General features: G+C 23.6%; 16 protein-coding genes. 10 read left to right on the top strand and 6 right to left on the bottom strand.

The annotated features are described in order from the left end of the window. Window positions 1-41 precede the first annotated feature (41 nt). From D2845_RS06700 to serS, 5 genes are all read right to left on the bottom strand, one after another. On the bottom strand, window positions 42-620 hold the full coding sequence (locus tag D2845_RS06700) for an Mbov_0392 family ICE element protein (RefSeq protein WP_002881553.1): 579 nt from the start codon (window positions 618-620) through the stop codon (window positions 42-44). Window positions 621-649: 29 nt separating this feature from the next. After that, on the bottom strand, window positions 650-799 hold the full coding sequence (locus D2845_RS06695) for a hypothetical protein (protein WP_170127865.1): 150 nt from the start codon (window positions 797-799) through the stop codon (window positions 650-652). A gap of 92 nt (window positions 800-891) precedes the next feature. Continuing rightward, window positions 892-1,584 carry a type II toxin-antitoxin system death-on-curing family toxin gene (locus D2845_RS06690; RefSeq protein ID WP_110858492.1) on the bottom strand — a complete coding sequence of 231 codons (693 nt, stop codon included), beginning with the start codon at window positions 1,582-1,584 and terminating at the stop codon, window positions 892-894. 31 nt (window positions 1,585-1,615) lie between these two features. Next, a complete protein-coding gene (locus D2845_RS06685; RefSeq protein WP_170107402.1) occupies window positions 1,616-3,346 on the bottom strand; it encodes a hypothetical protein in 1,731 nt (576 codons plus the stop codon). Between the two features lie 114 nt (window positions 3,347-3,460). Continuing rightward, complete coding sequence (gene serS, locus D2845_RS02640; RefSeq protein ID WP_110858494.1) at window positions 3,461-4,726, bottom strand: serine--tRNA ligase; 1,266 nt, start codon at window positions 4,724-4,726, stop codon at window positions 3,461-3,463. A gap of 127 nt (window positions 4,727-4,853) precedes the next feature. Between serS and D2845_RS02635 the strand changes: the two genes are divergently transcribed. The 6 genes from D2845_RS02635 (at window position 4,854) to D2845_RS06965 (ending at window position 13,867) form a co-directional block, all read left to right on the top strand. Further along, window positions 4,854-7,124 (top strand): AAA family ATPase, encoded by a 2,271-nt coding sequence (locus D2845_RS02635; RefSeq protein WP_002881547.1) that lies wholly within the window; start codon window positions 4,854-4,856, stop codon window positions 7,122-7,124. A 4-nt stretch (window positions 7,125-7,128) separates the two neighbouring features. Next, window positions 7,129-7,683 (top strand): aminoacyl-tRNA hydrolase, encoded by a 555-nt coding sequence (pth, locus tag D2845_RS02630; protein WP_002881544.1) that lies wholly within the window; start codon window positions 7,129-7,131, stop codon window positions 7,681-7,683. After that, window positions 7,673-8,629: a tRNA lysidine(34) synthetase TilS gene (gene tilS, locus D2845_RS02625; protein ID WP_110858482.1), complete on the top strand. Its 957-nt coding sequence runs from the start codon at window positions 7,673-7,675 to the stop codon at window positions 8,627-8,629. The genes pth and tilS overlap by 11 nt, the downstream gene beginning before the upstream one ends. A gap of 54 nt (window positions 8,630-8,683) precedes the next feature. Continuing rightward, window positions 8,684-10,900 carry an ATP-dependent zinc metalloprotease FtsH gene (gene ftsH, locus D2845_RS02620; protein ID WP_110858481.1) on the top strand — a complete coding sequence of 739 codons (2,217 nt, stop codon included), beginning with the start codon at window positions 8,684-8,686 and terminating at the stop codon, window positions 10,898-10,900. A 712-nt stretch (window positions 10,901-11,612) separates the two neighbouring features. Continuing rightward, window positions 11,613-13,097 carry a variable surface lipoprotein gene (locus D2845_RS02615; protein ID WP_110858480.1) on the top strand — a complete coding sequence of 495 codons (1,485 nt, stop codon included), beginning with the start codon at window positions 11,613-11,615 and terminating at the stop codon, window positions 13,095-13,097. Window positions 13,098-13,756: 659 nt separating this feature from the next. After that, window positions 13,757-13,867 (top strand): variable surface lipoprotein, encoded by a 111-nt coding sequence (locus tag D2845_RS06965; protein ID WP_145960852.1) that lies wholly within the window; start codon window positions 13,757-13,759, stop codon window positions 13,865-13,867. On the opposite strand, the gene D2845_RS06675 is transcribed toward D2845_RS06965, so the two are convergent. Further along, complete coding sequence (locus tag D2845_RS06675; RefSeq protein WP_170107400.1) at window positions 13,820-14,155, bottom strand: hypothetical protein; 336 nt, start codon at window positions 14,153-14,155, stop codon at window positions 13,820-13,822. The two genes, D2845_RS06965 and D2845_RS06675, sit on opposite strands and share 48 nt — an antisense overlap. A 112-nt stretch (window positions 14,156-14,267) precedes the next feature. Between D2845_RS06675 and D2845_RS06670 the strand changes: the two genes are divergently transcribed. The 4 genes from D2845_RS06670 to D2845_RS02595 all read left to right on the top strand — a co-directional run bounded on the left by D2845_RS06670 (window position 14,268) and on the right by D2845_RS02595 (window position 19,398). Further along, on the top strand, window positions 14,268-15,428 hold the full coding sequence (locus D2845_RS06670) for a hypothetical protein (RefSeq protein ID WP_110858479.1): 1,161 nt from the start codon (window positions 14,268-14,270) through the stop codon (window positions 15,426-15,428). Between the two features lie 1,015 nt (window positions 15,429-16,443). Then, on the top strand, window positions 16,444-17,535 hold the full coding sequence (locus tag D2845_RS02605; protein WP_117275980.1) for a variable surface lipoprotein: 1,092 nt from the start codon (window positions 16,444-16,446) through the stop codon (window positions 17,533-17,535). A gap of 349 nt (window positions 17,536-17,884) precedes the next feature. Continuing rightward, on the top strand, window positions 17,885-18,175 hold the full coding sequence (locus tag D2845_RS02600; protein WP_002881514.1) for a variable surface lipoprotein: 291 nt from the start codon (window positions 17,885-17,887) through the stop codon (window positions 18,173-18,175). Between the two features lie 422 nt (window positions 18,176-18,597). Continuing rightward, complete coding sequence (locus D2845_RS02595; protein WP_117275979.1) at window positions 18,598-19,398, top strand: variable surface lipoprotein; 801 nt, start codon at window positions 18,598-18,600, stop codon at window positions 19,396-19,398. The last annotated feature ends 16 nt before the right edge of the window (window positions 19,399-19,414 follow it).

Below are 19,414 nucleotides of genomic sequence, written 5' to 3'. Positions count from 1 at the left end.
TTTTTTTAATTCCATAATAATTAAGATTATTTTTATAAAAATTAGTAATAATCTGGGTTTAATAAATCATCAAAGTCTCTTTTTGCAAGTTCTTTTTTAAATTCATTTATTAAATCACTTTTTTCATATTGGTTTTTAAATCCAGTTACACTGTCATTTAATTCTAAATATTGACCAGAAGAGCTAAATCATGGGCCAACTAAATGAATAAATTCACTTACCATCCCATGGTTTTTAATTGATTCATCAATTAGATCATAAAGATTTTCAGCTTCATATATTTCTCGATCACTCATCATAAAATTAATTGAAGTTCCGAATATTTGTTGATTAAATTCAACCTTATCAATCTGTTTTCATTTTTGAATAAATTTCTTAATTTGTTCTAATTTATTAATATCAAAAGACAATATTGATTTATAAATTTTTGCATTAATTTGGTCATCTAAATATGTCATTTCACTAATAATTTCAAATAATAAATTTACATATTCTTCTTGATTTTTTGGATTTTCAATAGTCTTTATTTTATTTTCAAATAAATCCAAAATTTGATCTATATTAAGATCTTTTTCATATTTGATTAAAAAATTTAATTTGTTTTTATTTAAGAAATTCATTTTTTACTTTTTTATCATTCATTTAAAAATTATGATTTATCCAATCTTTTTAGAAGTTCAACAAAATTTTTATCTTTCATTGTATCGTCCAGATTTTTTTCAATAATTTTCATCATTAGTTTTTTATCGGTAAATCTTTTTGAATTTTCTACAAAAGTTCCTTTTGGTCATTTGTCCATTTTTGTTGCCTCCTTATCATAGAATCTTTAATTTAATTTTATCAAACTTTTGTTAGCATTGAATATAACAATTTAATAATATTTTTGCAAATTTATCAAAGATTTATCATTATGTTTTTGTAAATTCATTCCTTTATTGATTTTTTAGTATTTCCCATATTTGCTTTATTTTCTAATTTTTTAACAAATGTTTTTAATTCTTTTTCCAAATATTTTGAATATATATCAGAAATAAACATTGTATTATTATTATCATTTCAATAAAAGTAATATCCTAAAAATTTTAATAATTGCACTGCAAACATTAGAGCTCCTCTTTTATTACCATCATAAAAGAAATGACCATTTAATAATCTTATGAATATATCTGTTATAAAATCAAATATATCAATTTCTTCGTCAATATAACAATAATGATTAACTATTGATGTTAGAGAACCCATTAGACTTCCAGGCTCCTTTTCTTTAAAACGAATATCATCGTCATTTTTTATATTAAAAAGAAGTTTTAATTTTTTTATTGATTGACTATATATAGATTCTAAAAATGATATTAAGTTTTCATTAAATTTAATTAATTCAAATTTAACATTTATTTTTCAAAAATTTGATTTATCTTTTTTTGTAACATAAAAACTTTGTGTATTTTCATCAAAAAAGACTCTTTTTTTATTAGAAAAAGGAAAAAAATCAAGATTCATTGCTGGTAATGATTTTCTATCAATATTTTTTACTTCTTTTCATGTTTTCAATGTTAATACTATTTCTAAATATATTGTCTTCATATTTTGATTTTAGTAAAAAATTTCTGAATTTTTAAAAAATGAAGAAAGTGCTTTTTGGAATTATTATATTTTTTTGATGTTCTGACCTAGGGTTAAGAGATATTTCTAAATCATAGTTCAATCAAACCATATTGTTTCTATTATCATCAATTTTTAAACTTTTGAAATTTACAGCTAAATTTTCAATTTCAAAATTATCTGAATCTTCACTATTTAAAAAATTTATTTGAGTTCCATTTCTTATAACTTCTTCAATATCTTTTGAATTAGCATCTAATTTTATTATTGAATTTTTAAATATTTTTAATTCTGTAGTATTAAGATTATCAAAAGTATCAATTAAACTTAGAAGTGTCTTTTTATTGCTTTCACTTTTATTCAAATGCCTAATTACATAGTTAAAATCTAAAGTCTTATTTTTTAGGTAATATTTTTTTATATTTGCAGCAAATTTTTTTCCACTTTCACTTACTGTGTCTATTCTTAAATTAAAATAGTTATTCAAATAATCAATTGTTAATTTTTTAAATCCTTGAATTTTGATTTTTTTTGTTTTGGAATAAGTTTCAACACCATTATCTTCTTTTATTTTAAGACTAAATGTGATATCTAATTCTCCTAACTGGTCATCAATATTTAGATCTTCATTAGCAAATTCAATTCTTAAACCATCATTTTTATTGAAATAGTCTTCCTTCTCATTATTTAAAAAGTTGTCAGCAACTTTCTTTGTATTTCTTAGACTATTTAAAAAAAATGAAGGATATCTATTAAAATCTATGTCATTTTTTATGGTAATGTAATTATCAATTAAATGATCTAAAATTTTTTTATTATCTCAATCTTTATTTTGAATTTTTTTATTTATGACTTTGATCTTTTTTGAAATTTTTTCAACATTATTGTTTACTTTTCTATCATAATTTATATTTAATTCAAAATTTATTCCTTCTTTTTTACTATTAGAGAATTTAATTTTATTTTCGTGATCAACAAAATAATTTTTTGGGTGTTTTTTTATTTGACCAATTATATTTATCTTATTTCCTAAACTACTAATTCCTATTATTTTAATATAACTTTCTAAGTCCTTGTTTTCAATATCTACTATCTTTTTATTTTGCTCAAAAAGTTTTTCATTATCTATAAATATTGATATTGAATTTTCATCAAATATTTCAATTTTTTTGAACCCAGAAATATTAATTTCTTTATTTGATACTTTAAAATCTTTTTCTTCAATACCAATTGAAATTGAAAGAGTTCCTTTTGATTCATCAAAAGCAATAATTTTTATATTTGATATTTTAATTCCATTTTCTTCTTTATTAATTATTTTTGAAATTGCTTCTTCTACTGTTAATTCATTGGTAAGCCTATAAAAATTAGCCAGTTCACTATATTTGTCAAAACTTAGTCCTTCAACTTCCTTAGATTCTTCACTTCATTGGTTATTTGGTTTTAGTTGAGGTTGAGGCTGAGGATTTGGATTTGGATTTGAATTTTGATTGTCTTTGTCATTGTTTGAATGATCAGGAACTGGAATTGGACTTGGATTTGGCGAAGGGTTAGGAATTATTTCATTCTTATCATTGTTTGAATCTTGACTTGTATCATCTCTATTACTTGAATTATTTTCATTTTCATTAGTGTTTTTAGCTTCATCATTTCTATTCTCACATTTTGCTGACAAAATTGTAAGTGGTGAAATCATTCCTATTAAACCCATTAAAAACAAAATATTTTTTTTAACTCTTTTCATATAATACATTTTATATTAAATTAATGAATAACTTAAATTAGATGAGATTTTCTATTGTTTGATTTTAAAATCAAATTAAAAAAACACGAATACATTTTTTGTATTTCGTTGTTTTTATTTAATAAATTCTTTTTGCATATAAGGAATTAAAACTTTAGGAATGTTAATACTTCCATCTTTGTTTTGATAATTTTCTAAAATTGCTGCAACAACTCGATCAATTGCTAAACCAGATCCATTAATTGTATAAGCATATTTAGTTTTATTATCTTTTGTTTTGTACCGAATTTTAGCGCGAATTGCTTGGAAGTCTTTATAGATTGAAATTGAACTTGTTTCACGATATCTTTGTTCTGATGGGATTCATAATTCCAAATCAATTGTTTTGGCTGAACCAAAACCTAAATCACCAGTACATAAAAGAATTTCCCTAAAAGGAATTTCTAATAATTGAAGAATTAATTTTGCATCATCAACAGTTTTTTTTCATTCAACCAAAGCATCTTCTTCACTAACAAATTTTACTAATTCAACTTTATGAAATTCATGTTGACGAATTAAGCCTTTGGTATCTTTGCCTCCACTTCCTGCTTCTGAACGAAAACATTTGGTATAAGCAACATATTTAATTGGATTTTCTAAATTTAGAATTTCATCATAATGATAATTTGTAATTGGAACTTCAGCAGTTGGGATTAATCATAAATCACTATTTTCAATCTTGAATAAATCATCAGCAAATTTTGGTAATTGAGCAGTCCCATATAGCATATTTGAATTAACTAAATGCATTGGCATGATTTCTTTGTAACCATTTTTAAGATGTGTATCAAGCATAAAATTTTCAAGTGCGCGGATTAATTTGGCACCATCATTTTTGTATAAAACAAAGCGTGACTTGGCAAGTTTAGTTGCTCTTGTAAAATCAACAATATCTAATTTTGTTGCAATTTCATAATGGGGTAAAACATTTTCAACTAAGCCACGCCCTAAATTTGGATATTCATTAATACAAAGATTACTTTCTTCATCCAATCCAACTGGTACATCATCATAAGGAATATTAGGAATTTGCAATCTTAATTGCTCAACTTCTAAAAAAATTTTGTTGGTTTGATCTTCAATAATTTCAATTTCTTTTTTTACTTGATTAACTTCTTCCATTAAGGTATCACAGTTTTCTTTTCTTCTTTTTTTAATTCCAATTTCTTCGCTTAATGAATTTCTTTTTGCTTGTAAAATCTCAAGATTATGAATTAATTTATTTCTTTTTTCACCTAGTGAATAAATTGCTTCCAATAGTGAATGATCAAAGTTTCTTGTTGCTAATTTTTTTGTAACTTCTTCTTTATTTCTTAAAAGATATTTTAGATCAATCATTTAATTCTCCTTATATTAGTTTAAATTTTATACTTTTTTTGTTCAAAAAAATTAATGAAAAACCCAAAAGATAACTTATTTTTAAAAAAGGAATAAAATGGGTGTTTATGTTACAATTTAAAAGATAATGGAAAGACAAACTTCAAAAGTTATTGGGCAGTTTAAGAAAATTCTTTGGCAATCAAGTGATTCAAAAACATTGATTGTCTCTTTTTATATCAAAAAAAACGATGATCTTAATCCTGTTTCATTGAATAAATATGAAGGAATTTCCATAACTTTTAAAAATAATCTTTTTGCTGATTCAAAAATTGTTTTTGAAGAGCAAGATTATCAACTTAGTTTGATTAAAAATCAAGTTTCAAAATATCCTGATAGTTATTTAATTGATTTATCTTCAGAAATCTTACCAATTAAAAATAAAGAAACTGAGATTAATAAACTAAATTACCTAGTTCGTGTGTTAAGATTACCAATTTTTAAAAAACTAGTTGATTCCAAAGCAGGAATTTTAGTTAATGAACTAAAAGAAGACCTCTTTTTTAAAATTATTAAGAATCAAAGAATCAATGGTAGCTTATTTGGAATAGAGGAAGAAACTTGAAATGAATTTGTTTCAATTGTAAAAGAAAATTATGCATTTATTTCTGATATTTCAGCCTTATTTAAAATTGATGTGAGTTTAAATTTTTATAAGCAAATAGCAAAAACATTTCAAAATCTCAATGAATTTCTTGAAGAATATCATGATAATTTTTATCAATATTATTTTGATGCAGATGAAGATAAAAAAGTAAGATTAACTGACCTGGATAAAATTGTAAAAAATTATCATCCTGAAGCTTTTGCTTATAAAAATGCAACATATTTATACCATTATTTACAAGAATACTTTTTTTTATCTGGAAATACAAGAATAAAAAAAGAACTTTTATATAAAATACTTTTTCAAAATAATTATGGTCAAGAATTGTTTAAAGAAATCAATAAATTTAATGCTGCAAAAGAAGAATTAATTCAAAAAGTTTATTTAATTGAACTAGCTTATGATGATGGAATTTATTACACAACTCGTGACATTATTTATATGGAAAAATATGTCATTAATAAATTAATTCATATTAATAATTTAAATGTTAATTTTGATATTTTGTTTGAACCAACAATGAATTTTGATCAAACACAAGAATTAGCAATTAAAGAAGCACTTGCAAAAAAATTACTTTTAATTACTGGTAATCCAGGAACAGGGAAAACTTTAATTACAAATGAAATTATTCATCATCTACTAAAAAAATATGACAAAGAAAACATTGCAATTTTAACCCCCACGGGGCGAGCAACAATTAATATTAATACAAAACAAAATGACGTTAAAGCCCAAACAATTCATAGTTTTTTACAATGAGATGCTGATGAAAATAAGTTTTATATTAATGAAAAAAATCCAATTTCAATTGATTGTTTAATCATTGATGAATTTTCAATGGTTTCACTTGAACTTTTTTATCATTTATTGAAAGGTCTTTCTAAAAAGTCATTAAAAAAAATTATTTTAGTTGGTGACAAAGATCAATTGCCAGCAATTGGCTCAGGTTATTTAATTAATGATTTCATTGACGCAAAAATTTTTGAAACAATTTTTTTAGAAAAAATTTATCGTCAAGCTGAAAATTATCAAATTGTTCATGATGCTCTAAAAATTAATCAAGGACTTATGCCTTTTTTTGATGGAAGTAGCTCGCAATTTATTGAGTGTGAACCTGAATTATTAAAAAAGGAATTAATTAAAAAAATTGATTTATTGCTAGAAGCTGGATATGATAAAAAAGAAATTGCAGTCCTAAGTCCAATTTATAAATATCAAACAGGGATTGATGAACTAAATATTGAATTAAATGATTATTTTAGAAAAAAAGAAAATCAAGAAATAATTACATATCATGATAAAAAACTTGCCTTAAATGATAAAGTAATTAATTTAGTTAATGATTCAAAACAAAAAATTTTTAATGGGGAAATTGGTTATATTTCGCGTTTTGTTTTTGGAAATCTTAAAACAAAAAAAGAAAAAATTCTTACCCATATTGGTGTTGATTTTGATCAGGATAAAAAAAGCATCACATATTCACGAAGCAATTTTTTTGAAAACACTTACCCAGCTTATTGCACAAGTGTGCATAAATATCAAGGAAGCGAAACAAAAGCAGTTATTGTTGTTTTATTTTCTGAAGCAAAAAAATTATTAAGCAAGAAATTAATTTATACAGCGATTACAAGAGCAAAACAATATAGTGTTATCATCGGAGAGAAAGAAGCTTTAGAATTTGGAATTAAAAATGATAGTGATTCAGAAAGAATAACAAATATCAAATACTTGTGAAATAAAAGGAGTTAAAAAAATGAAATTAATTGTTGGGTTAGGAAACCCTGGAGTTGAATATGAAAAAACAAGACATAATGTTGGTTTTATGGTGATTGATAAATTATCTGAAAAACTAGAGGCACCACTTAAAGAAAAAAAATTCAACGGAATCTTTTTTAAAAATAAAGATGTGATTTTAGCAAAACCCTTAACTTATATGAATAATAGTGGTGAATTTGTTAAAGCAATTTCTGAATATTATGATATTTTGATTGATGACATTATTGTTGTTTATGATGATATGGATACTGAACTTGGAAAAGTTAATATTCGTCAAAAAGGTTCGTCAGGTGGTCATAATGGAATTAATAGTATCATTCAGCATTTAAAAACAGATGAAATCAAACGTTTGAAAATTGGGATTGGAAGAAGTAATAATGCAATTAATTTTGTGTTGGGTAAATTTAGTTTTGCAGATTACCAGATCATTGAAAAAGTTATTGATGTTGCAACTGAGGCATTGATTTCATTTATTTACAACGACATTCGTTATGTAATGAATAATTTCTCAAACAAAAATCATGACAAATAAGATGATGCAGCAAATAAATAGTAAATTTTTCAATGAATTTGCAAACAAAAATATTACACTTGATAAGCCATTTATTTTAGGAATAAGTGGGGGTCCTGATTCAATGTGATTACTTAACCTAATGAAAAATCAAAATATTATTGTTGCTTGTGTTAATTACAACAAACGTGCAGATTCATGAGTTGATCAAAAAGTTGTTGAAGATTTTTGCAAAGAGCACAATATCAAATATGAACTATTAATTTTAGATCAATGTGAACAAGAAAAAAAAGGTAATTTCCAAAAAGTTGCAAGAGATGAACGCTATTGCTTTTATAAAAAAATTTATGATAAATATCAAGCCTCTTGTTTATTATTGGCACATCATAAAGATGATTTATTGGAAACTTATTTATTTCAAAAACAATCAAAAAGAAAACCTAGGAATGTCGGAATTTCAATATTAAATAATATTTTGGGAATGAAAATTTTTCGACCAATGATTAATCTTTGGTACAAAGATGAAATTTTAGAATTTTGCAAAAACTTCCAAATCCCTTATGCAATTGATTGCACAAATTTATTGCCGATTTATACAAGAAATAAAATTCGAATTGAATTAGCAAAATGCAAAAACAATCAAAAGGATTGTCTTATAAATGAAATTCATCAAGTAAATAAAGATTTAAGCAAAAAAAATCAAATTGTTGAATCAATATATCTTGATTTTGAAAAAAGCAATTTTAATTACAAAAAATTAGATTTAAATCATTGTTATATCAATGAAATTCTTTTTGAATATTTACACAGAAATCTTGGTGATATTAAAATCTCTAAAAATAAACTTATTGGATTTAAAAAATTCATTTTGTCACAAAAGAATTTTAAGTCATTTATTATTAATAAAAATCTCGCAATTTTTAAAAAGAATAAACTACTAAAAATTATTAAAATCGATAAAAAATAGGTTTTAATTTATAATTTTATTATTTATAAATAAATAAGGAGGCAAATTAATATTATGGACAAAAATAATAAGCCAGTTCAACCCAAAGAAAAGAAAAAAATTGGGATGGTTGGAATTATTGGAATTTTTATTGGAATTGTTGCATTAATTGTTTTAATTTTAATTGCAATTGAACAGATCCGAGCAGCATCAATTAAATTTCAAGATATATCATTCTTACAAAAAGTTGTTAAAGAAACAGTAGCAGATAATGAATTATATGTTTCTCAATGAATTGAAAATCCATATGCAGATACACTTTCAGTCACAATAGCAGGACCACCCAACAAAATTGGTCAACTATTAGGAAATAGTTCATATCCTTTTAATTCTTATACATTTACTGTGCATGTAAGTGGATTAATTGAGAAAACTCTTCCTAAAGCAGTTGTGAGCTGGGTTAATAAAGAATCAGTTACAACATACCATGGTGCACTATCAGTAATAACAACCGGAGCAAATGGCGCAGTCGGACAATATGTTGCAATTCCAGTTCCAAGACCAGGGATTTTTTCAAGATATATCAGTCCTGCCCTTAATTTTATTTTCATTGGTGTAATTATTATTGCTTTAATTTATAGTATTAGATCAATGTCATTAAGAGGTTTGGGTGGTGATATTGCAGGATTTAATAATAAATCATTAGCACAAAGAGTTTATTCAGATAAAAAATTTTCAGATATTGCTGGAAATGATGAAGTTAAAGAAGAAGTTTTTGAATTAGTTGACTATTTAAAAAATCCTAAAAAATATGCAGCAGCAGGTGCGAGAATTCCCAAAGGAATCTTATTAGGTGGACCTCCAGGAACAGGGAAGACCTTAATTGCCAAAGCAACAGCAGGTGAAGCAAATGTACCATTTTTCTTTATTTCAGCATCAAACTTTGTCGAAATGTTTGTTGGACTTGGAGCTAAACGTGTAAGAGACATGTTTGAAAATGCAAGAAAAGAAGCACCAGCAATTATTTTCATTGATGAACTTGATGCAGTTGGGCGTTCAAGAGGTGCCGGAATTGGTGGTGGAAATGATGAAAGAGAACAAACACTGAACCAATTACTAGTTGAAATGGATGGAATTAAAGAAAATAGTGGAATTCTAATTATGGCAGCAACCAACCGGACAGATGTCTTGGATCCAGCACTATTAAGACCAGGTCGTTTTGATCGGGTAATTACAGTTGGACTACCGGATGTAAAAGAAAGAGAAGCAATTTTAAAACTTCATTCAAAAGGAAAACAAATAGATCCAAAAATCAACTTTTCACAAGTCGCAAGAAGAACACCAGGTTTTTCGGGTGCACAATTAGAAAATGTTATTAATGAAGCCTCATTATTAAGTGTTAGAGAAAGATCAAAATTCATTACTTTAGACCAAATTGATGAAGCTATTGACCGGGTAATGGCTGGTCCTGCGAAAAAATCAAGAACAATTTCAGAAAAAGAAAATATTTCTGTTGCTTATCATGAAGCCGGTCATGCTGTTGTTGGGATTAAAATGCAAGGTGGTAATAAAGTTCAAAAAATTACTATCATCCCACGGGGACAAGCTGGTGGATACAATTTAATGATGCCTGAAGAAGAAAAATATAATCATTCAAGATCAGAATTACTTGCAATTATTACTTCATTTATGGGTGGTCGTGTTGCTGAAGCAATTATTTATGGCAAAGAAAATGTTTCAACTGGTGCAAGTGATGATATCGCAAAAGCAACAAACATTGCTAGAAAAATGGTTACTGAATGAGGATTATCAGATTTAGGTCCAATTAAATACGAAGAAGATAATGCTAATCCATTCTTAGGTCGTGATTATATGAAAAATACTTCATTTTCAAGTAAGGTCGGCCAAGAAATTGATGAAGAAATTAGAAAAATTATTCTAGAAGCAGAAAAAAAAGCGCATGAAATTATTTCATCAAATCGTGAATTATTAGAACTAATCAAAGACGCTTTAATTATTAAAGAAACAATAGTTGCCGAAGAAATTGAATACATTGCTAAAAACATGAAATTACCAGAGGAAATCACAACTACAAAAGAAACTTTAAAAGAAGAATATTCTGAAAATGATTTTAATAATTTATTTAATGAAATTTCTGGCAAGAAAAATATTACTGAAGATAAATATAAAGACGATCTTGACGAAGAGTTAAAAAAACACGCGATCAAAGATGAAAATGATGTTGCTGATAAAGGTAATAACGAATCTAAAGAAAATGATTTTGAAAATTAATAATTAAATTTAAAATAAAAATACAGATTAAAAACTAAATGCTAAAAATATTTTTTAAAAAAATTATTTGGCATGTGTAAATTACAATCTGTATTTTTTTATATTTTTTTTGCAGCAAATAAGATGATTATTTTAAAAAAGTAATTACTTTTTACAAAAAATCTTTAGAAAATGACTTATAATTTTTTTTGTAACATTAAAAGTTATATATTTTTAATTTAAGTACAATAAAAAATTAAAATACAAGATACTTTACAAATATATATCAATTTTTAATCAATTTAAGCAAGAAAAAACATTTATTAATTGATCACATGTAAATGTAATTTCTTTGGATTAATAATTTTAGTTTCAATATAAATAATTTACTTACGAAATTAAATAATATGAATAAATAAAATTTTGTTCTTTATATTATTTGCATTCTTTTATTAATAATTTGTTCTAATAAAAAAAATTAAAATAATTTAATTTCTTAGATTATTAATTTTTTTAATTTAATTTAAAAAAATAGCGTTAGATATTGAAATTTAAATTCATTGTTGGAATAAATTTTAATTTTAATAAGTTTAAATGCAAAAGCATTTTAAATAAAAATAATTTCAATATAAATAAAATAAAAAAAGTAATTAAAGAATTTTGTAAGCAATTAAAAAAGTATTTTGTATTTGAATAATTCATTCAATATTAAATTATTAGGAGATTATAAATAATGCAAAAATCAAGTAGAATCTTGTTAGCATTAGGTTCAATTGTCTCATTATCAACAATACCTTTAATTGCTGCAAGATGTGATAATCGAAAAAATTTAAAAGACTTTATTACTACACTAGAATTAAAAGAAATTAAAACTCAAGGTGGTCAAAAACTAAATTCTGAAAAAATTATTGAAGTATTCAAAAACAAAAATCAAAAAACAAAGGATTTTAAAAAATTAAGTGCAATTGATATTACAGATGAAAATGCAAAGATTTTTTCAGGTGAACATCTTGGTGATGTAATTGTAAATTTCAGTCTTGTGCGAGAAAAATTATCAGAGTTTTTTGATAAAAGAAATTTAGGTGAAATTGTAACCTTTGGTGGAAAAACTCCAACTAAAGAACAACTTATTAAATTAATTAATAAAAATAATCCAAAAGCAAAAAAATTACTTTTTGATGTTGAAGATATTACTAACAATAAAGCAAAAATAACCTCAAAATCTTATGATGATAAAGTTGAAATTAATTTTAATGTTGTCAAAGAAAAATTATCTGACATTATTAAAGTTACTAACTTAAAAGAAATTAAATACTTGTTAGGTGATAGACCAACAAAAAAACAAGTACTTGAAAAGATCATTAAAGAAAACCCTAATGCCGAATGTTTGGCTTTAGATTTAGAAATTGGGGAAATTAAAAAAGATGCAGAAGATAATAATAAATTTAGTGCAAAAATTGCTTCAAAAAAATATGAAATTAAAGACTTTAAAGTTGAATTCATTTCATCTAAATTTAAATTAAATGAAATTGCACCAGTAACTGACTTAGGTGAAATTAAAACATCAGAAAAAAGTGGATTACCATCATATTTAGAAATAATTAATAAATTAGTTGAAAAAAATCCAGAATTAAAAAAATTAAAAGAAACAAAAATGCTAAATTTGGAAGCAGATTTAGAAGTCAAAGATATTACCAAAGAAGAAGCAACAGTTATTTCATCTGAATTTAATAGCAGAATACAAGTTACTTATGCTCCAATCAAACAAAAATTATTAGATGTAATTGAAGTTACAGATTTAGGTGAAATTAAGTATCTAACTGGTGAACAACCAACTAAAGAAGAAATTTTTGTTGCACTTGTTGCAAAAAATCCAGAAGCTAAGAAATTTGAACAAGAAATTGATATCAAAGAAATAACATCAACTACTGCAATCGTTTCTTCATCAAAACATGATGATTCAGTTGAAATTAAATTTGTTTCATCAATCAAAACATTAAAAGAAATTGTTAATATTCCATTTGTTGATCTAAGAGGTTCTGAAATTAATAAATCAAATGACGAATTATTAAAAAAAGCAATTCTTGATGACATTAATAAAAAATATTCTGAAACTAAAAACTTAAGTATAAGTGTAGAATTAATAAGACAAGAAAATTCAGCTAAACTTATTAGTCCACAAAATGGGGAGTTAAAAATTCTTTTCTTAATTGATTAATTAAAATAAGAAACCTGATGCAATTCAGGTTTTTTATTTTTTTTAATTTATTTTATGAATGAATATTTTCTTGATCAAAGTATTTTTTTGTATCAATGTACAATATTTTATAAATTCAATCTAATTCAATAAGAATTATGTTTATTTCATTGAATTTTGCTGAAAATATGCTTATTTTGCAATAAAAACCAAAAAAGTCTTTAAAATAATTGATTTTAACATTGAAATGTTATATGTTTTAAACTTAAATAAAATAAATAACAATTTAAATGTAAAATACTTTTAACATATAAAAAATATAATAACTTTATATTCAATTTTTAAAAAGAATAATCGTAACACTTTTTAGATCCAACAAAAAAAATTTTTCATTTTCATCATTAAAACTTAATTCGTACTAATAAAAAAGCACATAGTTAACATTCACTTAGTTAGTTGAATGATTTAGGTTTTAGAATAATAATAAAGTTCTTAAAAAAACTGATCAGATATTTTGCATTTAATGAATTTATTTTTATTTAAGTTGATTAAAACATTGCTAATTTTGAAAATGAAAATGCTACTAAGAGTTTAATATTTTTTTAATGTTAAGATGCATTTTTATTTGTACATAAATAATTGAAATTTATTTAGAATTTAGGAGATTTATTAAACATAATATGAAAAAATCAAACAAAATTCTTTTAGTCTTAGGTTCGATTGGATCGCTGTCAACAATTCCATTAGTGGCAGCATCCTGCAATAAAAAAAAATCTCAATGAATTTATTAAAAATCTTGACTTAGGTGAAATTTCAACTAAAGAAAAAGATGGCATACCATCATCTGAAGAAATCATTAATGCAATTAAAGCTAAAAATGAAGCAACGAAAAATTTTAAAAATCTAAAAGTTGAAAATTCTCAAAAAGATGGCGATAAATTTATTGCTAAAGTTACTTCAAGTGATCATAAAGGTGAAGTAACTGTTACTTTTAAAATTAAGCCTACAGAAGTTATTGAAGAAAAAAAGAAATTAAATGGACTTATTAGGCAAACTACGCTAGAAGATATTTCAATCAAATTAAATGAAGGCGAAGAACAAACTGAAAAAATAGTTGTTGCAGCACTTAATAAAGAGATAGATAAGATCTTTGATGCTATTATTAAGGCAAATAAAGAAAAAGAAAATGAATTGCAATCTCTGAAGCAAGATAAAAAATTAGAAATAAAAGGAATTAAGAAATCTCGTAATCAGCCATGTATTTATTTAGCAAAAGTAACTTCGAGCGAATATATTGGTTATGTAACAATTAAATTTAAGATTAAGATTGAGTTACTGCAAAGACCTCATATAAGTGAACTTATTGAAAATCCTTATTTATCATTTCTACCCTTTGAGATCGATCTTAAAGGAAATGAAAAATCACCTGAAAAAATTCTTGAAAGACTTAATGAAGAAACAAACAAAATTATTGATTTTATTGTTGTTAATATAGTAGTTAATACTCAACTTAAATTCAAAAATAACTATGATTCCAAGTTAATTTCTACTTTAAGAAAAACATTGAAAATAAAAGATATTAAGAATAATGGCGATATCTATAGTGCTAAAGTTATTTCTAGTAAACATGAAGGTGACATTGAAGTTAAATTTAAAGTTAAGATAAATAAAAATGATCCAACCACTTTTAAAAAATTTGAAAGTTTAAAGGAATATATTAAGAAAACTAATTTAGTTACTATTCCAATTATGATTCAAAAAAATCAAGAGCAAAATGAAGATAAAATTTTTGCAAGTATTAATAGATCAATTTATGTAATTATTTTAAGAATTATTAATACAAATAATCTTGCTGGATCTAAAAGTAGTTGATTGCATAATAAAGATTTACTAGATTTTGTAGAAGAGCTAGATGTAAAAGATATTAGAAAAATTGAAGATACCAAATATGGTGCAAAAATTATTTCTAATAAATATAAAGGTGAAGAAGTAGAGGTAAAATTTGATATTGACATATTAAATGGAAAAAATTACAAACCAGTAAATGAGATTTTAAAAGAAACTAATTTAGAAAAACCTATTGAAATTGAAATTGAAGATAGTAAGGAAGAATTAGAAGAAAAAATTATTGATTCTCTTTATTTTGAAAAAGATCAGTTTATTCTTAAATTGCTTGAATCAAATTCTGAAGAAGTTGGAAAAGAAATGGGATTCGTATATGCTTTATATTTTGCAGCTTTTTCAAGAATAAAAAATATTAAAAAAGATGGTGATAAATATACAGCTAAAATTAGTTATTTAGATAGCAAAGAAATAACGATTACCTTTGCAGTTAAAATTAAAACAAAATAAATATCTACTTAAAATTATTAATTTGAATATTAGATTATTTAATTAATATTATTAGAAATATAAAAATTCACAACAAATCTGTTGTGGGTTTATTTTTAAAATTAAAATTAAGTTTGCATACATTCCTTGAATTTAAAATGAAAATATATTTTAATTTGAGTTTTCTTATTTTAAATAATCTATATATATCTTAATATCGATTTAATATTTTTAAAAAGAATCTAAAACTTGATTTTTTTAATGAAATATAATATTAAATAAAATTAGTTTTGCAATATTCTTAAATTTCAAATAATTCAATCTAAATAATTGTTAATTTATTGATATTTATTCCTATAAATTAAATGCCTTTTCATTTACAAAACTCTTTTAAATCAATTAATAATTTCTTGTTAATTCAATTAAATTGAATAAAAAGTGCATTTATTTCACTAAATATATATTAAATATATTTTTATTTTGTAAAAAAACTAAAAAAACATTTATAATAGTGTTTGTAACACTGAAAATGTTATATGTTTTAGACTTAGGTAAAATAAATAACAATTTAAATGTAAAATACTTTTAAGATATATCACTATAATACTTTCAATTCGATTTTTATAAAATAATATTAATAATTTTTAGTTTCAACAAAAAAATATTTTTCATTTTCATAATTAAGAATTCAATGGTAATTATAAGAAGAAGGATTATTATACTTAAATTACTAAATTACCATTTGAAATATTATTTTTTACATCAAAATTATCTACACAAAAATAAAGCATTGTCGATATTTATTTAATTAAAAATAATTCAATTTTTAGATTAATAATAAAATTTTTTTAAAAAACTTATAATGAAGCACATTTAATGAATTTACTTTACATAAGTTCTTAAAGCATTATTAATTTTGGAAATGAAATATGATGCTAAAAATTTAATATTTTTTTGAGTTGAAAAGCATTTTTTTATTTGTATACAAATAAACGAAATTTAAAAATATAAATTTTAGGAGAACTATTATAATAATATGAAAAAATCAAGCAAAATTCTTTTAGCTTTAGGATCAATTGCTTCAATGTCAGCAATTCCTCTAGTTGCAGCATCTTGCGATAATAAAAAGAATATAAATGAATTTATTAAAACCACAGATCTAGGTGAAATTACAACCAAAGAACAAAGTGGTACACCATCAGCAACAGAAGTTATTACTGCCGTTAAAGCTAAAAATGAAGCAGCCAAAGATTTCAAAAACTTAAAAGCTGAAGATATTAAAAAAGAAGGTGAAAAATTCACAGCTAAAGTTACTTCAAGCGATCACAAAGGTGAAGTAAAAGTTTCATTCACTGCTAAAAAAGAAGCAGCTCCAGTTGAAGAAAAAGACCTAACAAAATTATTTGATAAAAAAGAATTAGGTGAAATTTCAACAAAAGAAAATGACATTACAGTTGAAGAACTTAAAAAAGTTATTTTAGAAAAAAATCCAAAAGTTAAGGATCTAAAATTAACAATTAAACTTGCTGAAGGTGAAAAGAAAAACAAAGAAGCAACAGTTACAGCTGAAGGTCACAAAGGCGAAGTAAAAGTTACTTTTACTGCTAAAAAAGAAGCAGCTCCAGTTGAAGAAAAAGACCTAACAAAATTATTTGATAAAAAAGAATTAGGTGAAATTTCAACACAAGAAGATGACATTACAGTTGAAGAACTTAAAAAAGTTATTTTAGAAAAAAATCCAAAAGTTAAGGATCTAAAATTAACAATTAAACTTGCTGAAGGTGAAAAGAAAAACAAAGAAGCAACAGTTACAGCTGAAGGTCACAAAGGCGAAGTAAAAGTTACTTTTACTGCTAAAAAAGAAGCAGCTCCAGTTGAAGAAAAAGACCTAACAAAATTATTTGATAAAAAAGAATTAGGTGAAATTTCAACACAAGAAGATGACATTACAGTTGAAGAACTTAAAAAAGTTATTTTAGAAAAAAATCCAAAAGTTAAGGATCTAAAATTAACAATTAAACTTGCTGAAGGTGAAAAGAAAAACAAAGAAGCAACAGTTACAGCTGAAGGTCACAAAGGCGAAGTAAAAGTTACTTTTACTGTTAAAAAGGCTCAACCAGCAGCTTAATAATTATTAATATAACTATTGAATTATCTAGTTAATCTATTAACAACCTATAAAAACTCACAACAGGGCAAATGTTGTGGGTTTGTTTTAATTTAAACCTAAAAATTATGATTAAGTTTGAATTAAAACGCATAAATTTTACTTCAAAAAAAGATTTTGATATACAATTTTTCTTGAATTTATTTTTATTTGCTAATTGACTTACATTTCTATATTAATAATTTGATATTGATATTTAAAAAAAATAAAAAAATAGTGTAAATAAGAATAATAATCTTAAATTTTAAAAACTAATTAATAAATTAAAAATCCAAAATTAAAATTAAAGAAAGGAAATAAGAAAAATAATATGAAAAAAAGTTCAAAATTATTATTATCATTATCTAGCATCTCAGTTGTTTCATTACCTTTATTAGCAATCTCATGTACTGAAACAGAAAAACAATTATTTGAAAAAGAAATTAAAAGTGTTGAAGATTACATTAAGAACACAAAAGATTTAAAAGAAGAAATCAAAGATAAATTAAATAAAAAAGTAACTGAGGCAAAAGAGCAACTAAATAAACTAGAAAAAGATGAAGAAATAAAAAAAGCTAGAGAAGCATTTAAAAAAGAAGTTGAAGAAATCAAAAAAGGATAAAATAAATTTAAATAATTTAAAAAGATTCAATTAGCAAATTCTTAATTCTGCTATTTCAAAAAAATTAAAAAAAGAATAGCAACTTAATAACATTATTAAATAATTTATTTGACTATTTACACATTTTTTATTAAAAAAGAGAATAAACTTACGATTATAATTGTGGGTTTATTTTTTAATCAAATGACTATAAAAACTTAAATTTATTTTAATTTTAATAAAGACTTAAATATAGTATTTTTGTTTATAAATACACCTAAATTTATTTGATTAAACTTGATTAACTTCTTCCTTTTAGTCTTAATTAATAGTAAAATTATTTATATAAGGAAAATAAAAAAAGTAATTAATTAGAATAATAAAATCAAAATTTAAATTTAAATCAATAACATTAAAATAGGAAAGGAAATTGAAAAAATAATATGAAAAAAAGTTCAAAATTATTATTATCATTATCTAGCATCTCAGTTGTTTCATTACCTTTATTAGCAATCTCATGTACTGAAACAGAAAAACAATTATTTGAAAAAGAAATTAAAAAAGTTAAAGAAGAAATTGCAAAAATGAATGATGGTAAAGTAAAAAGTGCTTTACAACTTGAAGTAAGAAATGCTGAAAAGAAAATTTCAGAGTTAAAAACAGACGAAGAGTTTAAGAAAGCTAGACGAGAATTTAAAGACAAAGTTGATAAAATCAAAAGAGATGGTGAAAATACATCTAATGAGTCGAAAGAAGATAAATTAGCAAAAGAACTTCGTGATATCTTGGAATTAAAAGAATCAGAGAAAGTTAAATTGGAAGATTTAAATTTAGCACAAGATCTAAGTCAAAAGAAATTAGATTTATATTATAGTTTTTCATCAAATAGCATTGTATTTGTTAAAAAGGGTCAAATACCAAATTGGACTGAAAAGGATTCTACCAAGAAAAACCATAATGAATTTTTTTCAATTAAATCAAATGTGGCTTCTAAACTTGGACGTGATAAACAACAACTTGTAAATGCAAATAAACCAACTATAGAAGACAAAAAAAATAAAAATAGAATGAATCTTTCAAGTATGTTAGATTATGAAATAAAAAACGTTAAGGAAAATAGCGATAAATCTGTTGAATTTGAAATAATTGTAAAATACAAAGTTGCTACTTTTGTTCCTAGAGGAAAACATGTAATTTCAAATGAAAGCAATCAATCAATATTGAAATTATCATTTAAAAAATAATTCTACTAACATTTTT

Source organism: Metamycoplasma alkalescens, assembly GCF_900476125.1.
Classification (GTDB): Bacteria; Bacillota_I; Bacilli_A; order Mycoplasmatales; family Metamycoplasmataceae; genus Metamycoplasma; species Metamycoplasma alkalescens.
This window is presented reverse-complemented; position numbering and strand designations above follow the sequence as displayed.